Genomic DNA, 21,289 nt, shown 5'->3' on the forward strand with positions numbered 1-21,289 from the left:
CTCGGATTTTCCGTCAACCACGCTCGGCCGGCGACTTGACCGACGGCGCGACGCTGCGCGCGAACGCGGCCGACAGCAGCAGCGCCAGCAGCGCCCCCGGCGCCACCACGCGGCCGATGGACGAGAGCGCCGGAATGTCCGAAATGGCGATCAGCCCGAACGACACCACGGTCGTCAGGTTGGCCAGCATCAGCGACGCCAGCGTGTCCTCGTCGGCCCGCCCGGTGGTGCGCAGCTGGTCGAAGAACAGCGCGTAGTTGGAGCCGACCGCCACGATCAGCAGCAGCCCCACCAGGTGCAGGATGCCGAGCGCCGACTGCAGCACGGCCATGCCGCCGAGCACCAGCACCACCGCGAACAGCAGCGGCTGGCAGACGGCCAGCAGGCGGCGCCACGAACGCAGGTAGATGCCCAGCAGCACCACCACCGCCAGCGCACCCAGCAACACCTGCACGAAAGCCTCGTGCAGATAGCGCTGGTAGAGCCCCGCGAGTTCGCGGCCGACGTCGACCACCTGCACCTCGGGCAGCCCGGCCAGCGCGATTTCGAGCCGGCCCTGGTCGAAGGTCTTGCCGGGGTGCAGCACCACCAGCGTGCCCCAGCCGCCGCCCGGACGCTCGTACATCAGCGTGTTCACGACCGAGGCGAGCGGCCCGATGGACAGGTCGGCACGCTGCACCGGAAGCAGCTTGCGCGAGGCCTCGATGTCGTCCACGAACGGCCCCAGGCGCGATGCCGGCAGCGGCATGCCCTTGGTGGCCTCGGCCAGGTTGGCGCGCAGGATGTCGCTGTTCGGCAGGCTCGCGATGCGCGCGGTTTGCGTCTGCACGCTCGGCAGCACGCGCGTGACGGTTTCGTAGCCGACGAGCTCGCCCTTGTCGACCAGCGCGTCGAGCCGCGCGGCGGCCGCTTCGGTGTGGCGCAGCGCCGACTGCTCGTCGTTGCCGTAGGCCACCACCAGCACGCCGCCGTCGCTCGCGCCGATGTCGTTGCGCAGCATTTCGTCCAGCTGCTGGGCGGACTTGGGCACCGGGCTCATGGCGCCCAGGTCGGCGCGCCACAAATGGCCGCCCTGCCACAGCACCAGGCCCAGGGCAGCAACGCCCAGCGCGGCCAGCGGCCAGCGCAGGCGCGGCAGGCCGCGCACCAGCGCGCCGGCCATCTGCGCCATGTACCGGCGCATTCCCATGCCGGTGGCACCGTCGGGTGCGAGCATCGGCAGCACATAGCGCGTGGCCAGCGCGGCGGACACCAGCCCGGCAATCGAGAACACCCCCAGTTGCGCCAGCCCCGGGAAGCCCGAGAACACCAGCGCCGCGAAGCCGCACACCGAGGTCAGCAGGCCGAGCCGCACGGTCGGCCAGTTCAGGTCGCGCCAGCGTTGCCAGCCGGTGCCTGCCACGGCGCCCGCCCCGACCTGACGGGCCTGGATGAGGTAGTAGATGGCGTAGTCCACCGTCTCGCCGATCAGCGTGCTGCCGAAGCCCAGCGTGAGCCCGTGCACCGAGCCGAACACCAAGCTCACGCTGGCGGTGCCGATCACCACGCCGGTGGCCACCGGCAGAAAGGCGATGACCAGCGCGCGCGGCGAGGCGAACGCCAGCAGCAGCAGCCCGCCCATCACGATGCCGCCCACCACGGCGAGGTGGATGGCTTCGGTCTTGATCTTGTCGCGGCTCATCACCGAGAACACCGGGGGGCCGCTGAGCAGCAGCTTGGGCGCCGACGCGCCCATCTCGCGCGTGGCGGCTTCGTAGGCCGAGTGCACGCGCGCGATGGCCACGGCCTGGGCGTCGAGGTCGCTGCCGGCCGCGCGCGTGGTGGAAATCATGAGCGCGCGCGGCGCGGTGCGCGACATCCACACACCGTCTTCGCTGCGCGGTGCGCTGGCGGGCACCAGTTCCATGGCGATGCGTTGGGTTTCGCCCGTCGGGTCGCGGTCGAGCAGCGGCTTGATCGCGTTGCCGGCCGGCGTGCCGAGCATCGACAGGGTTTCGTTGATCGCGTCGCGCAGCCCTTCGGCGGTGAACTGGCCGGGCGTGACGCCGGGCGACAACTGGTAGCGGTGCTGCAAGACCCACGCGCCCGCCTCGCTCCAGTCGCTCACGTCGCCGTTCTGCACCAGGTCGAACAGCTTGCTCTCGCGCATGTCCTTGCCCACCGCGCGCGACACGGCGGCGCGTTGCTCCGGGCTGCCGCCTTCGATGCCCAGCATCAGCGTGCGCGAGGCCACGCCGCTTTGCAGCTGCTCGATGAGCACGCGCTGGCGCACGTCGGGGCTCTTGGGCAGGAAGGCCGACAGGTCGGCACCGATGTGCGTGCGGGCGATGACCACCGCGCCGCACAGCAGCACCAGCAGCCAGGCCAGCAGCACGATCGCCCGGCGCGACCCGCTCGGCGGGCCGTCGGTGTGCAATGGGGTCACGGCGTGGAGCGTCCGGGGGTGACGGACGGGGCCGCGGCGGCCGGTGCGGCGCCCGGCGTGATGTTCATCGACGAGCGATCGCCGCCGACAAATTCCATGTCCAGCCCCAGCACGTCGCTGGCCCGCCCGCTGATGCGGATGCTGCGCACCTGCGCGGCCAGCCGGCTGTCCATCGGCACGAGATCGAGCGTCCACTTGGCGGGCGAACCCGTCACCGTGTTCTTGAAGTAACGCTGCAGCGTGGCGCCGTCACCGGTGAGCGTGCCGCGCATGGCTTCGACCAGGCCGAGCAGCTCGGGCATGCTGTCGAGCGCCAGCGTGCGGTTGCGGCCGCCGCGCGACAGCGTCAGCGTGTTGCCTTCGACCGCCATGGTCTCGATGCGCGGCGACAGCGTGCGGCGCACCAGCTTGTCGGGCGCATCGAAGCTGAGCGTGCCGCTGGCGTCGAGCGGGCCTTCCAGGCCGTGCACGAAGCGTTGTTCGGTGAAGCGGGCCTCCCCGCTCTTTTGCCGGGCCAGCAGGCCCATCAGTTCAGGGAGCTCGAAGGCCGCCCAGGCCGGCGCGGCGCTCAGGGCCAAGGCCAGGCCCAGCACGAAGGCCTTGCAAAGCAGGTCAAGCCGCATCTTCGAGCCAGAAATCATGAAAGTTGAACCAGTTGTAGGGGTAGGCGCGGCAGAGCGCTTCCAGGCGCGCGACATAGGCTTCGACCGCCGCACCGATGCGGCGTTCCCGCTCGGCGGCGTCCGGCACCCGCTCCGTGAAGTCGGCCAGCAGGTCGAACCGAATATCGTAGCCCGCGCCTCCGCGGTAGAGCCCGGCCATGAAGAACACCTTGCGCCGCAGCAGGGCCGCGAGCCGGAACGGCCCATCGTTGAAGCTGGCGGGCTGCCCGAGGAACGGCAGCACGATGCTGTTGCCGCGCTGCGCGGCGGGCTGGTCTTCGCTGCCGGGCAGCGTGCGGTCGGCCAGCATGCCGCCCAGGCCACCGCTGTCGAGCCAGTCGCGCAGGTCGAGCATCGAATGCGGGCGGCCGAGCGCGATGACGTGCGGTCGCAATTCCGGCAGCGCGATCGCATTCAGGATGGCGGTGATGCGCTGCGCGTTGTCCGGGAACATGAGCATCGCCAGGCGCAGGTTGTGTTGAGCCGTGTGCTGCTTGCAGGCACCCATCACCTCGAAGCTGCCCACGTGGGCGCCGAGCATGAAGGCGCCGCGCCCCGCCACGGCTTCGGCCTCGAGCGGCACGTTGCCTTCGATGCTCAGGTCGAACAGGTCCATGCGTCCGCGCAGGAAATACACGCGGTCGAGCACGGTCGAGGCGAAGGCGTGCAGCAGGCGAAAACCGTCCATCCAGCCTGCGTGCGGTCCGATGGCCCTGAACAGGTAGCGCTTGATGTGGCGGCGCTGCGTGGGTGCGAACAGCAGAAAGTAGAGCGCGATCGGCGGCAGCAGGAGCCGCGTGATGCGCCGTCCACAGACCAGCGCCATGAACACGATGAAGCGCAGCGCAAGCATGTTGCTGCGTTCGGGCGCGCGTGCCCAGTCGCCGGTGTCGGGCTTGTCGCTCTTCTGTGCGCCCTGCCCTGCGCGGGCCGCCTCGTCCACGGCGCGCGACTCTACGTCGGTGTGCTTCATCACGCAGAGCCTTGCACGGCGGTCCATCGGCCGGTGACAGCCACCACGCCGTCGCAACGCACGTCGAAGCGCACGCCGCGACCGGTGCCGGCTTCCGGATGCAGCTCGATGGAGAGCGTGCTGCCGGGTCGCACCGGCGCCAGGAACTTGGCCGCGGCCAGCGTGGGGCTGGCGCCCAGCCGCGCCGTCAGGGCCGGCACGCGCCGCACGGCTTCCAGTACCTCGGCCAGGATCAGCGCGCCCGGCAGCAGCGGCTGCCCCGGAAAGTGCCCGGCGAACGCGGGGTGGTCGGCCGGCACCGAAAGGGCCATCTGCACGGGCGTGTCGTCTTCCGCCAGCTGGGCCAACGCGAACTCGCGCAGTGCCCGAACCGTGAGCTTGCCTGTGCCCTCGCGCGGAAACGCCTGGACCTGCACCACCCGGCGCGGCACGAACACCGGCTCCAGGCGCAGCCGCAGCGCCGCAATGATTTCAGCGGCGGACAGCGTCGGCGCAACCACGAAGGCCACCGGCCGAACCACGCCGTCGGCCACCTCGTCGGGCAGCCAGAAGGCACCGTCGTCCACGCCGGGAATGCTGTTGAGGTGAAAGTTCAGGTGCGCCAGCGAGCTGCGCCGGCCGGCCACATGAATCAGGTCGTTGGCCCGGCCGAAAAGCCGGAAGCGGCGGTCGTCGAGCAGCTCGAGCACGTCGGCCATTGCCGTGGGCTCGGGCATGAAGTCGCCGGAGAAGATGAAGCGCTCGGGCCCGCCGTCCGCAGCAGGCTCGGCGTGCACCTTGATCTCGCCGAAGGTTTCCCAGATTTCGCTGTCGGTGGTGCGACGGGTGGCCACCTGGCCCGACTCGGTGCTGCCGTAGATTTCGAGCAGCACGCCGCCCATGGCCTGCTCGGCCTGCAGCGCGAGCTGCGGCGACAGCGGCGCGGTGGCCGACAGGATCAGGTCGACCGGCGGCAGTTCGATGCCCGACAGCAGCAGCGTCTTCAGGTGGAACGGCGTGGTCACCAGCGCGCGGGGGCGCGGCACCGAAGCCAATGTCTGCGCCACGTCGGCCGGAAAAAAAGGTCGCGCGCTTTCGAAGGCGGCGCCGCCGAGCATGGCCAGCAGCGCCGAAGACTCCAGCCCGTAGCTGTGCTGCACCGGCACCGTGGCCACCAGCGTCACGCCCTCCAGCGTGGGCCGCCCGAGCACGCGGCACAGGCGCTGGACAGCCACCTGCACGTCGCCCACCAGCGTGCGCCAGGTCTTGGCATGCGGCTGCGGCACGCCGGTGGAGCCGGAGGTGAGCAAACTGACCGCGTGCAGCGCGCCGTCGATGGAGGGAACCGCGCCGTCGGCATCGCCTTCGGGGCTGGAACGGTCTTCGATCAGCACGCGGTGCATGCCGGGTGTTTTCAGCGTCGCGTCGTCGGCCAGCGCAAAGAGCCGAGGGCCGCCGGCTTCGCGCAGCCGCGCCAGCGTGTCGGGCCGCGCATCGGGGGGCAGCAGGCTGGCATGGCCGCGCACCAGCGCGGCGCACAGGCTCACGGCAAACGCATAGCGGTCGCCGCACACGTTGACGGCCGGTCCCTCGTCGGGGAGCGTGGGCGCGAAGCGGGCCACGTCGGCCAGGAACTGACGTGCGCTCACGGGCACGCCGGCGCGCCATGCCAGGGGGGCGTCGAGGTCTCGGGGGGCGAGCAGCGGCAGGAAGCCGGGCTCGGCGGTAGCGGGGTTGTCTGTCGTCACGCGGGCCACGCCTGTGTCATTGGCCGCCGGCGCTGGAGTCCACCGACGATGTGCCGTAGAACGCGCGCACGGCATCCACCAGGCGCGTGCGTTCAAATTCGGGATGCAGCCGGTAACGCACCAGGTGCTCGCCCACGAACAGCAGGCCCACCATCAAGGGGCACAGCACGTTCGAGAACAGCGACCAGTCGGAAAACGGCCGGGTGAGATAGAGCACGACAGACACCGCCACCACCAGCGCGAAGAAAGCGGTCCAGATGCGCGTCAGCTGCGTCGTGTAGGCCAGCATGTGCCCCTTGAGCGGGTGCACGCGCTGGGCGAACTGGGTGATCAGCGGCAGCCCGCGGCCGCGCAGCGTGGAGCCGAACCAGCCGCACAGCACGCTGTTGATGGCCACGTGCTGCAGCACATAGAGGCGGTTGGGGTCGCCGGCCTCACCCAGGAAGACGAGCGTGAAGCCGCCCACGCCCAGCGCGGCCGCGGCAACAAAGCCCCAGCGACCGAACCAGCTGGCGGCAAAACCCACGGCGGCCAGCCAGAGCGGACCGAGCAACACCACCACCGCCCACGGTGCCGTGGGGTGGAAGAGCGTCATCCAGTGGGAGAGGCCGGCATATGCCACCCCTGCGACCAGCAGGAGCGCTATTCGCCATCGCGACATGGGCTTCAGGAAGCGACGCGATGCTCGGCGACGTGGGTCGCGAGCGTGCGCAGCGACTGAAAGATCTGCTGGTTGCGCTCGTCGTCCGAACGCAGCTGGAAGCCGTAGCGGCGCGAGACTTCGAGCGCCACTTCGAGGATGTCGATCGAGTCGAGTCCCAGGCCGTCGCCGTACAGCGGGTCGGTCGGCACGATGGCCTCGGGTGCAACCTCGAGGTTCAGCGCGTTCACGAGCAACACGGCCAGCTCTTTTTCAATAGGCGACTGTTCGGAGGCGTCGCCGGTGGCGGGAATGGGGGGCTGTGCAGTCGATGACAAAAAAACCTCCTGAAAACTTTTTCCTGAACTACCGTGCGGCGTGAATTATAGGAGTGCGGCTTGATTAGACTGCCCGTTTCGATACGACCCGGAGCGCCCCATGGCCGACCCTCTTCTGATCGCACGGCACGACAGCATCGAGTGTGCACTTCTTCCCGCCCTGGCCAACCGCCACGGCCTCATCACGGGCGCCACCGGCACGGGCAAGACCGTCACCCTGCAGACCATGGCCGAGAAGCTCTCCGGCATCGGCGTGCCGGTGTTCATGGCCGACGTCAAGGGCGACCTCACCGGCATCAGCCAGAAGGGTGCCATCGGCGCCAGGCTGGCCGCCACGCTGAAGGAACGCGGCATCGAGCTGCCCGAGCCTGCGGCCTGCCCCGTCACGCTGTGGGACGTGTTCGGCGAACAGGGCCATCCGGTGCGGGCCACGGTGTCCGACATGGGCCCACTGCTGCTGGGCCGCATGCTCGACGTGAACGAAACGCAGGCCGGCGTGCTGAACCTGGTGTTCAAGATCGCCGACGACAACGGCCTGCTGCTGCTCGACCTGAAGGACCTGCGCGCCATGCTGCAGTACGTGGGCGAAAACGCGAGCCAGTTCACCACGCAGTACGGCAACATCAGCGCGGCCAGCGTGGGTGCCATCCAGCGCGGCCTGCTGCAGATCGAAACCCAGGGTGGCGACAAGTTCTTCGGCGAGCCGATGCTCAACATCGCCGACTTCATGCAGACGGTGGGCGGCAAGGGGGTCATCAACATCCTGGCGGCCGACAAGCTCATGAATTCGCCGCGGCTGTACGCCACCTTTTTGTTGTGGATGCTGTCGGAGCTGTTCGAGCAGTTGCCTGAAATCGGCGACCCCGAGCAGCCCGTGCTGGCCTTCTTCTTCGACGAGGCCCACCTGCTTTTCAACGAGGCGCCCAAGGCGCTGGTGGAGCGCATCGAGCTCGTGGTGCGGCTGGTGCGCTCCAAGGGCGTGGGCGTTTATTTCGTCACGCAGAACCCGCTGGACATTCCCGATTCGGTGCTGGCCCAGCTGGGCAACCGCGTGCAGCACGCGCTGCGCGCCTTCACCCCGCGCGACCAGAAGGCCGTGAAGGCGGCGGCCAGCACCATGCGCCAGAAGCCGGGCCTGGACATCGAGACGGCCATCACCGAACTCGCGGTGGGCGAAGCGCTGGTGAGTTTTCTGGACGACAAAGGACGCCCGAGCGTGACCGAACGGGTGTTCGTGGTGCCACCGGCGAGCCAGCTCGGCCCCATCACGCCCGAGCAGCGCCAGGCGCTGGTGGCCGGCTCGCTCGTGGCCGGCGTCTATGAAAAAACGGTCGACCGCGAATCAGCCTACGAAAAGCTCAAGGGCCGCGCCGACAGCGCGCCCAACGCGCCGACAGCCACTCTCCCGGGCGGCAAGCCCGCGGAGCAATCGTCGGGTTCGGGCATGGGCGGCATGCTCAACGACATGCTGTTCGGCACCACCGGACCGCGCGGCGCGAAGCACGACGGCCTGGTGCAGACCATGGCCAAGTCGGCGGTGCGGACCATGGGCACCTCGGTGGGCAAGGAAATCCTGCGCGGCGTGCTGGGCGGGATCTTCGGCAGCAAGAAGCGCTGAAGGAAGAACCGGCGAGCCGTTCCACCGCTACCAGCGCAACAACCGCGGTCCCAGCAAGGCCCCCACCAGCACCGGCACGGCGATCCCGCTCACGTACCAGACAGCAAGGAACGGCGCGGTGAGTTCCATGCAGTGCAGCGCGTAGACCGAGGCCCCCATGCCGCCGGCCAACGCCCCCGCCGCGGCCCCCGCCAGCGCCGGCCGCGTGGGTGCCAGCCCCCTGAGCGCCACCATCGTGGCAGCGAACACCGGCAGCGCCATCAGTCCGATGCTCAGCGCGCAGATGCGCCACGACTGCCCCATCAGCGAGGGCATGCGCGCTTCCATCGGCACGGTGAACCACGCAATCACCGCCAGCGCCCACACACCCAGCACCGGCAGCGCCGCCCCCAGCCATGCCCCGCGGGCCTCGACGCCCGGCCGCGCGAGCCGCTGCACCGCCACGAAGCCGGCGGCGGCAATGCACAGCGGGAACAGCACCTTGACCCAGAACATCGGCCAGAACATGGCCTGGACGATGTCGCGCCGCATTCCGTAGTCGGCGAACAGGATGAACAACGAGACCGGCAAGCCCGCCATCACGGCCCAGCCGATGCACCGGCTCGCGCTGCGGCGCGGCACCGCCACGTTGCCGGTGGCGAGCATCGCCACGAGATCGTCGGTCTTCATGCGGTACGCCCCCAGCTGTGGCCGAAGCGCGCGGCCAATGCCTTCAGGCCCCGGTGGATGCCCACCTTCACCGCCGACTCGGACATGCCCGTCAGGCTCGCCGTTTCTGCCACCGACAGCCCCTGGATCTTCACGTGCACGATCGGCAGGCGCTGGCGCTCGGGCAGCGTGTCGAGCAGCCCGCCCAGGTCGCGCCTCGCGTCGCTGGCCTCCTCGGCCGACGCCGCGAACACCGCGAGATCGTCGTCCAGCGGGTCATGCAAGTCTTCGCGGACCGACTTGGCGCGCAGCAGGTCGATCATTTTGTAGCGCGCAATCGCGTGCACCCAGGCCGTCAGCGGCTGGTCGCTCTGGTAGGTATGGCGCTGGTTGTGCATGGCGAGCAGGCATTCCTGGACGAGGTCTTCCACTTCATCGGGCCAGCCAAAAAGGCGCTTGCCCAGAAAGGCGCGCAGGTGCGCCGCGAGTTGCTGCAGGAAGTCGCGGTAGGCCTTGGCGTCGCCGTCGAGGCCGCGAAGGAACAGGCTGCGCAGCGCCGCTTCCACATCGCTCAAGTTCGTCCTGCTGCCTACGGTGTTTCGTGCCATCCGGTCGGCCGGTTACAGCCTCGTCGAAAAAAGATTTCGGGCCATTGTGCCGAAGCCCTTGCCGAAGCCCTTGCCGAAGCCGTCCGCTTGCAAGCACCACACACCATCGGTACATTGTGTTTTTTGAGGGCCACCAATGTCTGCAGATAGCACAACGATCCCTTCGACGACGCCATCGGTGCCACCCACGCCACCGGCCGGTGCCACCTCCCTCCCCCCGAATCCTTCCGTTCCTCCGCTGCATGCCTCGTCCTCGACCGGGCACATCCGGCTGACCTCGCACGCCGGCGGCTTCGGCGCGCTGCCCATCCGCTGGGGCGCGTCCACACCCACCGAGCGCGGGCCGGTGGTCGGCACCACCACCAAGCGGGCGCACCGCAACGTGATCGGCACGCACAGCGGCTCCTACAGCGTGTACCGCGCGCTGGCCGTGGCGGCCGGGGCGCTCAAGCGCGAGCACAAGGCCGACCTGACCAACACCGCGCCCACCGCCGTGATCGGCCCCTACCCGCAGTGGAGCGAGCCCGGACGCATCGTGTCGCTCGACCCCTGGGGCGCGCTGGTGGCCGACGTGTTCTCCACCGAGCTGGCGGCCGGCTACGACATTCGCCCGACCATCGCGATCACCAAGGCCCACGTGATCCTGCCCGAGGTGATCGAGGCGCTGCAGAGCGGCCGGCTCAAGGCCGACGGCCACTTCCTCACCGCCGGCGGCGCCGCGATGGTGACCAAGGCCGCCATCGAGCCCGTGTGGTACCTGCCCGAAGTGGCGCGCCGCTTCGGCTGCTCCGAAAACGACCTGCGCCGCACGCTGTTCGAAGAAACCGGCGGCATGTACCCCGAGCTGGTCACGCGCTCCGACCTGGAGGTGTTCCTGCCGCCCATCGGCGGGCAAACGGTCTACATCTTCGGCAACCCGCGGGACCTGGCCAACCCCGAGGTGGAACTCACCGCGCGCATCCACGACGAATGCAACGGCTCCGACGTGTTCGGCTCCGACATCTGCACCTGCCGGCCCTACCTCACGCACGCCATCGAAGAGTGCATCCAGGGCGCGCAGCGCGGCGGCGTGGGCCTCATCGCCTACTCGCGCAAGGAAGGCCGGGCGCTGGGCGAAGTGACCAAGTTCCTGGTCTACAACGCGCGCAAGCGCCAGGTCGGCGGGGACACGGCCGACCAGTATTTCGCGCGCACCGAGTGCGTGGCCGGCGTGCAGGACATGCGCTTCCAGGAGCTGATGCCCGACGTCTTCCACTGGCTGGGCATCCGCAAGATCCATCGGCTCGTGTCGATGAGCAACCTGAAGTTCGACGCGATCACCGGCTCGGGCATCGAGATCGGCGAGCGCGTGAACATTCCCGACGCACTGATTCCGGCGGACGCGCGCGTCGAGATGGACGCGAAGATGGCCGCCGGCTATTTCACCCCCGGCCCGGTGCCGGACGCAGAAGAACTGAAAAAGGCCAAGGGCCGCGGACTCACCGAATGACCACCAGCCACAACACCGACCCCGACATGCCCGTCGACGGGTCCGGCAGCCTGCCACCGGGCGGCGCCGGCAAGGTCGACCCGGCCACCGAATTCACCGCCGACACCAGCCACCCGGCCGGCGCGGCCAGCCTGCTGCGCACCACGGCGGCCATCCGCCAGCGCGCGGGCGCCCTGCTGGCGCGCGCGCGCAACGGCGAATCGCAGTGGTTTCGCATCGGCGGCAGCGACACACTCGAAGACACGGCACGCACCGTCGCCGAGGTCACGCGCGAGCGCTACCCGTGGGACACCATCCCGTACCACAGCCGATGGCGCCATTTCGAGACGGGCGGCATCAACCGCATCGAAGAACTCGACACGCTGCTGGGCGAAGCCGATGCGCGCACGCGCGCTCGCGCCCACATCGACCTGGTGCTGGTCAGCGTGCTGCTCGACGCCGGCGCCGGGCCCGACTGGCACTACACCGAGTCGGCCACCGGCGAGCGCTTCACGCGCTCCGAAGGCCTGGGCGTGGCCAGCTACCACGCGTTCATGAGCGGCCTGTTCTCCTCGAACCCCGAACGTCCTTACCAGGTCGATGCGGCCGGCCTGCGCGGCCTGGTGGCCGACCGGCTGGGCGACGCCTTCCAGGTCAGCGAGGCCAATCCGCTGGTCGGCCTGGCGGGCCGCGCCATGCTGCTGCGCCGCCTGGGCGAAGCCATGCGCGAGCAGCCCGAGACCTTCGGCGACGACGGCCGCCCCGGCAAGCTGTTCGACGCGCTGGTCGGCCCCTACGGCCCGGCCGCGCCGCCCACGGCCGAAGTCACGGCGCACCAGATCCTGTCGCTGCTGCTGGAAACCCTCTCGCGCATCTGGCCTTCGGCCAATGCGGTGGACAGCATCGCGGCCGACGGCAGCGACAGCGCGGCGGGCATCGGCTCGGGCGACCCCGCGCTGGCGCTGGGCGACTGCTGGCGCCACAGCGCGGTGCGCGGCCCCGGCCTCACCAACGGCTGGATGCCGTTTCACAAGCTGTCGCAATGGCTCACGTATTCGCTGCTCGAACCCTTCGAGTGGGCGGGCGTGAAGGTGCGCCACCTCGATGCGCTCACGGCCCTGCCCGAGTACCGCAACGGCGGCCTGCTGATCGACAGCGGCATGATCGTGCCCAAAGACCCGGCCTTCCTGACCCGCCGCTGGAAGGCCAGCGACGAATTCATCGTCGAGTGGCGCGCGCTGACGGTGGCGCTGCTCGACGAGGTGGCGCCGCGCGTGCGCAAGGTGCTCGACCGCACCGAAGAAGAGCTGCCGCTGGCCTGCGTGCTCGAAGGCGGCACCTGGGCCGCGGGCCGGGCACTGGCACAGCGCTTGCGGGGCGGAGCCCCGCCTCTGCTGATCGAGAGCGACGGCACCGTCTTTTAGACTCACGGGTTCTCTGTTCAGCAACGCCACACACAATTCCAATGAGCAACGTCCACCTCGTCAACCATCCCCTCGTCCAGCACAAGCTCACGCTGATGCGCCGCAAGGACGCGTCGACCAACAGCTTTCGCCGGCTCCTGAACGAAATCAGCATGCTGATGGCCTACGAGGTCACGCGCGACATGCCGATGCAGGACATCGAGGTCGAGACCCCGCTCGAGACGATGCAGGCCAAGGTCATCGACGGCAAGAAGCTGGTGCTGGTGTCCATTCTTCGCGCCGGCACGGGCATCCTGGACGGCATGCTCACCGTGGTGCCCGGCGCGCGCGTGGGCCACATCGGCCTGTACCGCGACCCCAAGACGCTGACGGCCGTCGAGTACTACTTCAAGATGCCCGGCGAAATGGACAGCCGCGACGTGATCGTGGTCGACCCCATGCTGGCCACCGGCAACTCGGCCGTGGCCGCGGTCGAGCGCCTGAAGGAGCTCAACCCCAAGTCGATCAAGTTCGTCTGCCTGCTGACCTGCCCCGAAGGCGTGGCGACGATGCAGAAGGCGCACCCCGACGTGCCGATCTACACCGCCGCGATCGACCGCGAGCTGGACAGCCACGGCTACATCCTGCCGGGCCTGGGCGACGCCGGCGACCGAATTTTCGGCACGAAATAAGGCTCGCCCCCAGGCTGCGCGGCACTTCGTGTCCGCTTCGCCAACCCCCTACCGGGGGCGACACCTGAGGCCCGGCGAAGCCGGTTCCTCGGTGTCTCTGGAAGGGGGCCGGGCGGCCGGGCGCGGGGCGCCCGAGCCCCGAGGTCCGAGCGGGCATGGGGATTGCAGCGCTGGTTCTTTCAATAAACCGAGGAGAAGACCGTGACAGCACGTCGTCAATTGATCATTCGTTCCGTGGCCGTTGCCGCGGCACTCGCGGCCGGCGCGCCGGGGCTCGCGCTGGCGCAGGCCAAGCTGAAGGTGGCGGCGGTGTACACCGTGCCTTTCGAACAGCAATGGGTGGGGCGGATCCACAAGGCGCTGAAGGCGGCCGAGGCGCGCGGGGAAATCGAATACAAGGCCACCGAGAACGTCAGCAATGCCGACTACGAGCGCGTGATGCGCGAGTACGCCACCGGCGGCAACCAGCTCATTCTGGGCGAGGTGTTCGGCGTGGAAGCGGCGGCGCGCAAGGTCGCCAAAGACTTTCCCAAGGTCGCCTTCCTGATGGGCTCGTCGCTCAAGCCGCAGGCGCCCAATTTCAGCGTGTTCGACAACTACATCCAGGAGCCGGCCTACCTGAGCGGCATGGTGGCCGGCGGCATGACCAGGAGCAACCGCATCGGCATGGTCGGCGGCTTTCCGATTCCAGAGGTCAACCGCCTGATGAACGCGTTCATGGCCGGCGCCAAGGAAACCAATCCGAAGGTGGAGTTCAGCGTGAGCTTCATCAACAGCTGGTTCGACCCGCCGAAGGCCAAGGAAGCCGCCTTCGCCATGATCGACAAGGGCGCGGACGTGATGTACGCCGAGCGCTTCGGTGTGTCGGACGCAGCCAAGGAAAAGGGCAAGCTCGCCATCGGCAACGTGATCGACACGCAGGCCCAGTACCCCGACACGGTGGTCGCCTCGGCCCTGTGGAACTTCGAGCCAGCGGCCGACCGCGCGATCAAGCTGGTGAAGGAAGGCAAGTTCGCGGCCGAAGACTACGGCGTGTACGCGCAAATGAAGAACAAGGGCTCCGAGCTGGCGCCGCTGGGCACCTTCGAGAAGAAGGTGCCGGCCGACATCGTCGCCAAGGTGAAGGCCAGGCAGGCCGACATCCTCGCCGGCAAGTTCACCGTGAAGGTGGACGACAGCCAACCCAAGTCCACCGCCAAGTAAGCGTCGCCCATGTCCATGAAACGTTCGCGATGGCACATCGCAGGCCATGCCGTGGCTGTCGCGGCGTTGACGATCGGGCTGGCCGCGTGTGAGCGCGAGCCGGCGGGCACCGCCGCCCCGACTGCGGCTGCGGCTGCGGTACAGCCCGCGCCGGCAGCTTCGGCCCCTGCACTCCCTTCGCCCGCCGCGGCCGCGGCACCGGTCGGCATTCCGGCCGCCCTGCAGGAGCGCGCCGATGCCTTGCTGGCCGCGCACCGCCAGATGATCGTGCTGATGACCGGCGAGCGTGCGCTGGTCGCGGCCGACAAGCGCGCGGTGAGCGCGGTCGGGCAGATGCTGTTCCACGACATGCAGGAGCGGCAGCGCGCGCTGATCGCCCAGGCCGGCGACATGACCGACCCGGCCACGGTGCCGGCCCTGAACGCGCTGCTGGACCGCATCGAGAGCGAGCCGAGCTGGTTCGACGCGGACCGGCTGGCGTTCAAGGAGTTTCTGGGCGAGCTGAGCACGCGCTACGGCCAGGCGCAATCGCTGCCCGGCCTCAAGCTCGGCCGCCGCGCCAGCGAAGACCTGGCGGTGCTCGCGGAGATCGAGCAGGCCTACGACCGCGAACTGAAAGACGTGTTCGGCCGCTTCGCGCAACGCGGCATCGAGCCCCAACGCGAAAAATGGGCCGACTACGTGGCCAAGCTGCAGGGCCTGTATTCGCGCGAGCAGATCCTCAAGGACTTCGGGTCCATCGTGCCCTACACGCTGCCCGCGGGCGGCGCGAAAGAAAAGGAAGGCGGCGACACGCGCGAGATCTTCGGCACCTCGCTGCCGCCCAAGACCGTGGTGCTGACCTTCGACGACGGCCCGCATGCGAAGCACACCGACGAGATCCTCGAGATCCTGAAGCGCTACGACGCGCCGGCCATCTTCTTCGAGCTGGGCCAGAACCTCGGCAAGCTCGACGCGCAGGGCAAGGCGCAGCTCGGCGCCAACGGTGCGGTCGCCAAGCGCGTGCTGGCGGCTGGCCACACGCTGGCCAACCACAGCTTCAGCCACGGCATGATGGCCAAGATGAGCGACGACGCCGTGCGCACCGAGGCCACCGAGACCGAGGCCCTGCTCGACGCCACCGGCCGCGCGCAATCCACGCTGTTCCGCTTTCCCTATGGCGCGCGCAACGAAGACAAGCTGAGCACGGTCGAGGCGCTCAAGCTGCGCTCGATGCTCTGGACCGTCGACTCGATGGACTGGGCCGACCCCGTGCCCAAGTCGATCGCCGACCGCGTGCTGGCCGAGGTCGACAAGGCCAAGCGCGGCGTGATCTTGTTCCACGACATCCAGGGCCGCACCGTGCAGGCCCTGCCCACCGTGCTCGACCAGCTGGTCGCCGACGGCTACCGCTTCGCCACCTGGCGCGACGGCAAGTTCGTCGTCAACGCGCCCAAGCGTGCGGCACCGGACGACAGCGTGGCCGCTGCGGGCGACACGCTCTACCGCGAGAGCCACGCGCTGGTGATCGGCATCGACAAGTACGCCAAGTGGCCCGGCCTGCACCATGCGGTGCCCGACGCCAAGTCCATGGAACAGTTGCTGGTCACGCGCTTCGGCTTCAAGCCCGAGAACGTCACGGCGCTGTACGACGGCGACGCCACGCGCTCCAACATCCTGCGCGCGCTCAACGACAAACTGACCGACGGCAAGCGCGTGAAGCGCGACGACCGCGTGCTGGTGTTCTTCGCCGGCCACGGCAGTACGCGCAAGCTCGTGAGCGGGCGCGACGTCGGCTACATCGTTCCGGTGGACGCAGCGCTGGACGACCTGGCGTCCGACGCCATCTCGATGCCGCAGTTGCAGGAGGTGGCCGAGGCCCTGTCGGCCAAGCACGTGCTCTTTTTGGTGGACGCCTGCTACTCGGGGCTGGGCCTCACGCGCGGCGGTGCGCCGCAGGGCAGCAAGAACTTCCTGAACGACAACGCGCGGCGCATCGGCCGCCAGATGCTCACCGCCGGCGGCGCCGACCAGCAGGTGGCCGACGACGGCCCCGGCGGCCATTCGGTCTTCACCTGGACCATGCTGCAGGCGCTGTCGGGCAAGGCCGACCTGAACGGCGACGGCGTCATCACCGGCACCGAGCTCGCGGCCTACGTGGCGCCGGCGGTGTCCGCCATCGCCCGGCAGACGCCGGCCTTCGGCAGCCTGCCGGGCTCGGAAGGCGGCGAGTTCGTGTTCGAGCTGCCCGCGGAGCGCGAAGGCCTCAGCGGCGACAGCCTGCAGCTCGACGCAGCCGCCAGCCGGGTCAACAAGCGCATCGACGAGGCCAACGAGCAGGCGGTGCATGCCGTGCAGGCCGCCAAGGCACCAAAGGCCGGTGCAGCGGGTGCGGCTGCACCGGCCGCCATCGAGGTGGTCGTGAAAAACCTGGACGGTGCCGACACCAAGCTCACCATGCCGGCCGCCGCGCCGGTGTCGCCGCGCGTGGCGGCCCAGCGCGCCAACGACCGCGGCCTTCAGCTGTACCGGGAGCGCCGCTACGACGAGGCCGAAGCCGCGTTCACCGAGGCGCTGAAACTGCAGCCGAAGTTCGCATTGGCCGCCAACAACCTCGGCTTCGTGTACTTCAAGCGCGCCAAGCCGGTGGAAGCCGCACGCTGGTTCGAGCAGGCGATCGACATGGACGGCAGCCGCGCGCTGGCCTACCTGAACCTGGGCGACGCCTACCTGCAGGCCGGCAACGACACCAAGGCGCTGGCCGCGTACACCACCTTCGTGGGGTTGGCGCCGAAGCATCCGCGCATCGCGGCGCTGCAGGCCTGGATCGCCACGCCCGATGCCGCGCATCGCCCTCAACTTCCGCCCGTGAACTCATGACGAACACCCCCTTGCTCCAGCGCCTTCGCGGCCCGCTGTCCGCCGCGCTCTTCGCCGCGTTCATCGCCACCGTGCTCACGGGCTGCGCCGGTGTCTACCGGTCCGACGTCGTGACCATCAACAGCAGCACGCGCCTGGACGACACGCCGCGCATCGCGGTGCTGTCGGCCTTCGAGCCCGAGCTCAAGCTGCTGCTCACGCGCCTGCAGGGCCCGGTGAAGCACCGCGTGAACGGCGTGGAGTTCACCACCGGCACGCTCGAAGGCAAGCCGGTGGTGTTGTTCCTCTCGGGCATCAGCATGACCAACGCGACCATGAACACGCAGCTGGCGCTCAACCGCTTTCGCGTGACGAACATCGTGTTCAGCGGCATTGCCGGCGGCGTGAACCCGCAGCTGCATGTGGGCGACGTCACGGTGCCGGCCCAGTGGGGCCAGTACCTCGAAGTGCTGATGGCGCGCGAAACAGCGCCGGGCAAGTTCAGCGCCCCGCCCTTCATCACCGACGCCACGCTGCCCAACTTCGGAATGATGTTCCCGCGGCCGGTCGAGGTGCGCTCGGCCGCGAAGCCGGAGATCGTTCGCAAGTTCTGGTTCGAGGCCGACCCGAAGATGCTCGAGGTGGCGCGCAGCATCCGCAACGTCGAGCTGGCCAACTGCGGCGCCGGCAAGTGCCTGCCGCGCAAGCCGCAGCTGGTGGTGGGCGGCAACGGCGTGTCGGGCCAGGCCTTCATGGACAACAAGGCCTACCGCGAATACACCTACAGGACCTTCGAGGCCAATGTGCTCGACATGGAGACCGCGGCGGTGGGCATGGTCGCCTACAGCAACGGCGTGCCCTACATCGCCTTCCGCTCGCTCAGCGACCTTGCGGGCGGCGGCGACGGCGAGAACGAGATGGGCACCTTCATGAGCATCGCGGCGGACAACTCCGCCAAGGTCATGCTGGCGTTTTTGGCTGCGTGGAAGTGATTTGGCCTTCGCTCCCTCTCCTCCCGGGGGAGGGCTGGGGTGGGGGCACGCGGCGCTCGATCGATCACTGCGGCGTTGCGGACGCTGCTTGCCCCCATCCCAGCCTTCCCCCAAAGGGGGAAGGAGCAAAACCTTCATGATCAACGCCAATGTCCTTCGCCTCCAGGGCATCACCAAGCGCTTCGGCAGCCTGGTCGCCAACGACGCCATTTCCCTCGACCTGCAGGCCGGCGAAGTGCTCGCGCTGCTCGGCGAGAACGGCGCCGGCAAGTCCACGCTGATGTCGATCCTGTTCGGCCACTACGTCGCCGATGGAGGCCGCATCGAGGTCTTCGGCGCGCCACTGCCTCCGGGCAACCCGAAGGCCGCGCTCGCGGCCGGCGTGGGCATGGTGCACCAGCATTTCACGCTGGCCGACAACCTGAGCGTGCTCGACAACGTGATGATGGGCACCGAGCCGCTGTGGCGCCCGGTGTCGCACCGCGCGGCCGCGCGCGAGCGGCTGCTGGCCGTGGCACAGCGCTTCGGCCTGCCGGTGCAGCCCGACGCGAAGATCGGCAGCCTGTCGGTCGGCGAGCGCCAGCGCGTGGAAATACTGAAGGCGCTGTACCGCGGCGCGCGCATCCTGATCCTGGACGAACCGACCGCCGTGCTCACGCCGCAGGAGAGCGAGGCGCTGTTCGCCACGCTCGCGCAGATGGTGGCGCAGGGCCTGTCGGTCATCTTCATCAGCCACAAGCTCGGCGAAGTGCTGCGCGTGTCGCACCGCGTGGCCGTGCTGCGCGGCGGCAAGCTCGTGGCCGAGGCGCGCACGGCCGACACCACGCAGGCGCAGCTGGCGCTGTGGATGGTCGGGCATGCGGTCGAGGCGCCGCGGCGGCGACCGGCGACATCGGTGGGCGATGCGGTCTGCGTGCTCGACCATGTGAGCACCGCGTCTTCGAAAAACGGCGGGCAGGACCGGCTTCGCGAGGTGTCGCTGACGCTGCGCGCGGGCGAAATCACCGCCATCGCGGGCGTCTCCGGCAACGGGCAGGTGGCGCTGGCCGACTTGCTGTGCGGCACGCGCCGTGCCGTGTCGGGCACCGCGCAACTGATGGGCCGCGCGCTGCCGCCCTCGCCTGCCCGGCTGGTGCAGCGCGGCGTGGCGCGCATTCCCGAAGACCGCCATGCGGTGGGCGTGGTCGGCGACCTGCCAGTGTGGGAGAACGCGGTGGCCGAGCGGCTGCGCAGCGCCGTGTTCTCGCGCTGGTCGTTCATCGTGAAGCGCGCCGCCGCCCGCCTGCATGCCCGGCGCATCGAAAAGGCGTTCGACGTGCGCGGCGCCGGCCTGATGGCGCCGGCCCGTTCGCTATCGGGCGGGAACATGCAGAAACTGATTTTGGGGCGCGCCCTGCTGGCGCCCGAGCAGCCCGAGGCCATCAAAGGCGACGGCAACAAGAAGTACCCCAACCGCGCCCCGCGCCTGATCGTCGCGCACCAGCCGACCTGGGGCCTGGACATCGGCGCGGTCGCCTACGTGCAGCAGCAGCTGATTGCCGCGCGCGACGCCGGCGCGGCGGTGCTGGTGATTTCCGATGACCTGGACGAAGTGCTCGCGCTCGGCGACCGCGTGGCGGTGATGCACGGCGGCCACCTGGGCGATGCACGGCCGGCCACGGCCTGGACGCGCGAAGCCATCGGGCTGGCGATGGCCGGCGCGACGGCGTCCGAAACCAAAGGAGCGGCATCGTGATGCGGCTCGAACGACGCCACGAAACCTCGCGCGCCGCGCTGGTGCTGGCACCCATCGGCGCGGTCGTCTTCACCATGGTGGTCAGCGCGCTGCTGGTGCTGTGGGCCGGCGCGCCGGTCGGGCGCACCTATGCCGCGTTGCTGCAGGGCGGCTTCGGCTCGGTGTTCGCTTGGAGCGAAACGCTCACGCGCGCGATTCCGCTGATCCTCACGGGGCTGGCGGCCACGGTCGCGTTCAAGGCGCGGCTTTTCAACATCGGGGCCGAAGGCCAGCTCTATGCGGGCGCGCTGGCCGCGGTCGCCGTGGGCGGCATGCATGGCGGCGCGGGCTTCGCGCTGTCGCCGTGGCTGCTGTTCCCGCTCATGATGCTGGCGGCCGCCGTGGCGGGCGCGCTCATGCTGCTGGGCCCGGCGCTGATGAAGAACAAGCTGGGCGTGGACGAGGTGGTGACCACGCTGCTGATCAACTTCATCGTGCTGCTGGGCGTGTCGGCCTTGCTCGACGGCCCGATGAAGGACCCGAGCGCCATGGGTTGGCCGCAGAGCGTGTCGCTGCAGCCCGACCTGGAACTGGGCAAGCTCATCGCGCAGACGCGCGTGCACACGGGGCTGCTGTGGGCCGCGTCGCTCGCGGTGATGGTGTGGGCCGTCTTCAGGTACACGGTGCTGGGTTTCGACATTCGCGCGGTGGGCGCCAACGCGCGCGCCGCGGCGTTCGCGGGCGTGCCGGTGACGCGCACGGTGGTGATGGTGGCGCTGCTTTCGGGCGCGCTGGCCGGACTGGCGGGCGCCATCGAGGTGGCGGGCCGCACGAGCTACGTCACGCTCGACATGTCGCCGGGCTACGGCTACACGGGCATCGTCATCGCAATGCTGGCGGGCTTGCATCCGCTGGGCGTGATCGCGGCCGGCGTGTTCGTGGCGGGCGTGCTGGTCGGCGCCGACACCATGAGCCGCGCGGTGGGCGTGCCGACGTACATCGCGGACGTGATCGTCGCGGCCTCGCTGATCGCGGTGCTGGTGGCGACGCTGCTGACGCAGTACCAGGTGAGGATGAAGAAATGACATCAGCCTTCGCGCCTTCGGTCTTGCCCCTTCCCCTCCCGGGGGAAGGCCGGGATGGGGGCAACGGCTTCCACTGCGAGCGCCGCGTGCCCCCACCCCAACCCTCCCCCGGAAGGGGAGGGAGAAATTCACCATGACCGCAATGCCTGCAGCCTCGGCGCCTTCGGTCTTGCTCCTTCCCCTCCCGGGGAAAGGTTGGGATGGGGGCAACGGCTTCCCCATCGAGCGCCGCGCGCCCCCACCCCAACCCTCCCC

Annotated in this window: 17 protein-coding genes; 9 read left to right on the top strand and 8 right to left on the bottom strand. The window is 69.4% G+C overall.

What is annotated here, in order from left to right; genetic code table 11:
• Window positions 1–13 precede the first annotated feature (13 nt).
• The 6 genes from ACSFA5_RS31095 to ACSFA5_RS31120 form a co-directional block, all read right to left on the bottom strand.
• On the bottom strand, window positions 14–2,425 hold the full coding sequence (locus ACSFA5_RS31095; protein ID WP_435447907.1) for an MMPL family transporter: 2,412 nt from the start codon (window positions 2,423–2,425) through the stop codon (window positions 14–16).
• The gene (locus ACSFA5_RS31100; RefSeq protein ID WP_435447908.1) at window positions 2,422–3,066 is read right to left on the bottom strand and encodes a LolA-related protein; all 645 of its coding nucleotides are present in this window, start codon (window positions 3,064–3,066) and stop codon (window positions 2,422–2,424) included. The genes ACSFA5_RS31095 and ACSFA5_RS31100 overlap by 4 nt, the downstream gene beginning before the upstream one ends.
• Window positions 3,038–4,060: an acyl-CoA synthetase gene (locus tag ACSFA5_RS31105; RefSeq protein ID WP_435447909.1), complete on the bottom strand. Its 1,023-nt coding sequence runs from the start codon at window positions 4,058–4,060 to the stop codon at window positions 3,038–3,040. Before ACSFA5_RS31105 ends, ACSFA5_RS31100 begins: the two co-directional genes overlap by 29 nt.
• The gene (locus ACSFA5_RS31110; RefSeq protein WP_435447910.1) at window positions 4,060–5,787 is read right to left on the bottom strand and encodes an ApeI family dehydratase; all 1,728 of its coding nucleotides are present in this window, start codon (window positions 5,785–5,787) and stop codon (window positions 4,060–4,062) included. Before ACSFA5_RS31110 ends, ACSFA5_RS31105 begins: the two co-directional genes overlap by 1 nt.
• Window positions 5,788–5,803: 16 nt before the next feature.
• Window positions 5,804–6,382 carry a COG4648 family protein gene (locus tag ACSFA5_RS31115; RefSeq protein WP_435447911.1) on the bottom strand — a complete coding sequence of 193 codons (579 nt, stop codon included), beginning with the start codon at window positions 6,380–6,382 and terminating at the stop codon, window positions 5,804–5,806.
• A 71-nt stretch (window positions 6,383–6,453) separates the two neighbouring features.
• The gene (locus ACSFA5_RS31120; protein ID WP_435447912.1) at window positions 6,454–6,765 is read right to left on the bottom strand and encodes a phosphopantetheine-binding protein; all 312 of its coding nucleotides are present in this window, start codon (window positions 6,763–6,765) and stop codon (window positions 6,454–6,456) included.
• 100 nt (window positions 6,766–6,865) lie between these two features.
• Between ACSFA5_RS31120 and ACSFA5_RS31125 the strand changes: the two genes are divergently transcribed.
• Window positions 6,866–8,383 carry a helicase HerA-like domain-containing protein gene (locus tag ACSFA5_RS31125; protein ID WP_435447913.1) on the top strand — a complete coding sequence of 506 codons (1,518 nt, stop codon included), beginning with the start codon at window positions 6,866–6,868 and terminating at the stop codon, window positions 8,381–8,383.
• 27 nt (window positions 8,384–8,410) lie between these two features.
• Here ACSFA5_RS31125 and ACSFA5_RS31130 read toward each other — a convergent pair whose 3' ends face one another.
• Both ACSFA5_RS31130 and ACSFA5_RS31135 read right to left on the bottom strand, forming a co-directional pair.
• Window positions 8,411–9,052, bottom strand: a complete 642-nt coding sequence (locus ACSFA5_RS31130) for a DUF1109 domain-containing protein (RefSeq protein WP_435447914.1) — start codon at window positions 9,050–9,052, stop codon at window positions 8,411–8,413.
• Entirely contained in the window at window positions 9,049–9,639 is a 591-nt protein-coding gene (locus ACSFA5_RS31135) for a sigma-70 family RNA polymerase sigma factor (protein ID WP_435447915.1), read from the bottom strand. The genes ACSFA5_RS31130 and ACSFA5_RS31135 overlap by 4 nt, the downstream gene beginning before the upstream one ends.
• A gap of 136 nt (window positions 9,640–9,775) precedes the next feature.
• On the opposite strand from ACSFA5_RS31135, the gene ACSFA5_RS31140 reads away from it, so the two are divergent.
• The 8 genes from ACSFA5_RS31140 to ACSFA5_RS31175 all read left to right on the top strand — a co-directional run bounded on the left by ACSFA5_RS31140 (window position 9,776) and on the right by ACSFA5_RS31175 (window position 21,034).
• Complete coding sequence (locus ACSFA5_RS31140; protein WP_435447916.1) at window positions 9,776–11,128, top strand: GTP cyclohydrolase II; 1,353 nt, start codon at window positions 9,776–9,778, stop codon at window positions 11,126–11,128.
• Window positions 11,125–12,531: a URC4/urg3 family protein gene (locus tag ACSFA5_RS31145; RefSeq protein ID WP_435447917.1), complete on the top strand. Its 1,407-nt coding sequence runs from the start codon at window positions 11,125–11,127 to the stop codon at window positions 12,529–12,531. The genes ACSFA5_RS31140 and ACSFA5_RS31145 overlap by 4 nt, the downstream gene beginning before the upstream one ends.
• Before the next feature lie 41 nt (window positions 12,532–12,572).
• Window positions 12,573–13,202 (top strand): uracil phosphoribosyltransferase, encoded by a 630-nt coding sequence (gene upp, locus ACSFA5_RS31150; RefSeq protein WP_187110530.1) that lies wholly within the window; start codon window positions 12,573–12,575, stop codon window positions 13,200–13,202.
• A 201-nt stretch (window positions 13,203–13,403) separates the two neighbouring features.
• A complete protein-coding gene (locus ACSFA5_RS31155; RefSeq protein ID WP_435447918.1) occupies window positions 13,404–14,405 on the top strand; it encodes a BMP family protein in 1,002 nt (333 codons plus the stop codon).
• A 9-nt stretch (window positions 14,406–14,414) separates the two neighbouring features.
• Window positions 14,415–17,264: a polysaccharide deacetylase family protein gene (locus ACSFA5_RS31160; RefSeq protein ID WP_435447919.1), complete on the top strand. Its 2,850-nt coding sequence runs from the start codon at window positions 14,415–14,417 to the stop codon at window positions 17,262–17,264.
• A complete protein-coding gene (locus ACSFA5_RS31165; protein ID WP_435447920.1) occupies window positions 17,261–18,235 on the top strand; it encodes a 5'-methylthioadenosine/S-adenosylhomocysteine nucleosidase in 975 nt (324 codons plus the stop codon). Before ACSFA5_RS31160 ends, ACSFA5_RS31165 begins: the two co-directional genes overlap by 4 nt.
• 136 nt (window positions 18,236–18,371) lie before the next feature.
• Window positions 18,372–19,970 carry an ABC transporter ATP-binding protein gene (locus ACSFA5_RS31170; RefSeq protein WP_435447921.1) on the top strand — a complete coding sequence of 533 codons (1,599 nt, stop codon included), beginning with the start codon at window positions 18,372–18,374 and terminating at the stop codon, window positions 19,968–19,970.
• Window positions 19,970–21,034, top strand: coding sequence for an ABC transporter permease (locus ACSFA5_RS31175; protein ID WP_435447922.1), 1,065 nt, complete (start codon window positions 19,970–19,972; stop codon window positions 21,032–21,034). The genes ACSFA5_RS31170 and ACSFA5_RS31175 overlap by 1 nt, the downstream gene beginning before the upstream one ends.
• Window positions 21,035–21,289: the final 255 nt, after the last annotated feature.

This window comes from Variovorax monticola (genome assembly GCF_051216855.1).
Lineage (GTDB): Bacteria > Pseudomonadota > Gammaproteobacteria > Burkholderiales > Burkholderiaceae_C > Variovorax.

Bases quoted from the DNA above. Each gene is read 5' to 3' on its own strand.
- ACSFA5_RS31100 (WP_435447908.1), bottom strand. From the start codon at position 3,066: ATGATTTCTGGCTCGAAGATGCGGCTTGACCTGCTTTGCAAGGCCTTC.
- ACSFA5_RS31105 (WP_435447909.1), bottom strand. From the start codon at position 4,060: ATGAAGCACACCGACGTAGAGTCGCGCGCCGTGGACGAGGCGGCCCGC.
- ACSFA5_RS31115 (WP_435447911.1), bottom strand. From the start codon at position 6,382: ATGACGCTCTTCCACCCCACGGCACCGTGGGCGGTGGTGGTGTTGCTC.
- ACSFA5_RS31125 (WP_435447913.1), top strand. From the start codon at position 6,866: ATGGCCGACCCTCTTCTGATCGCACGGCACGACAGCATCGAGTGTGCA.
- ACSFA5_RS31130 (WP_435447914.1), bottom strand. From the start codon at position 9,052: ATGAAGACCGACGATCTCGTGGCGATGCTCGCCACCGGCAACGTGGCG.
- ACSFA5_RS31135 (WP_435447915.1), bottom strand. From the start codon at position 9,639: ATGGCACGAAACACCGTAGGCAGCAGGACGAACTTGAGCGATGTGGAA.
- ACSFA5_RS31140 (WP_435447916.1), top strand. From the start codon at position 9,776: ATGTCTGCAGATAGCACAACGATCCCTTCGACGACGCCATCGGTGCCA.
- ACSFA5_RS31145 (WP_435447917.1), top strand. From the start codon at position 11,125: ATGACCACCAGCCACAACACCGACCCCGACATGCCCGTCGACGGGTCC.
- upp (WP_187110530.1), top strand. From the start codon at position 12,573: ATGAGCAACGTCCACCTCGTCAACCATCCCCTCGTCCAGCACAAGCTC.
- ACSFA5_RS31160 (WP_435447919.1), top strand. From the start codon at position 14,415: ATGTCCATGAAACGTTCGCGATGGCACATCGCAGGCCATGCCGTGGCT.
- ACSFA5_RS31165 (WP_435447920.1), top strand. From the start codon at position 17,261: ATGACGAACACCCCCTTGCTCCAGCGCCTTCGCGGCCCGCTGTCCGCC.
- ACSFA5_RS31170 (WP_435447921.1), top strand. From the start codon at position 18,372: ATGATCAACGCCAATGTCCTTCGCCTCCAGGGCATCACCAAGCGCTTC.
- ACSFA5_RS31175 (WP_435447922.1), top strand. From the start codon at position 19,970: ATGCGGCTCGAACGACGCCACGAAACCTCGCGCGCCGCGCTGGTGCTG.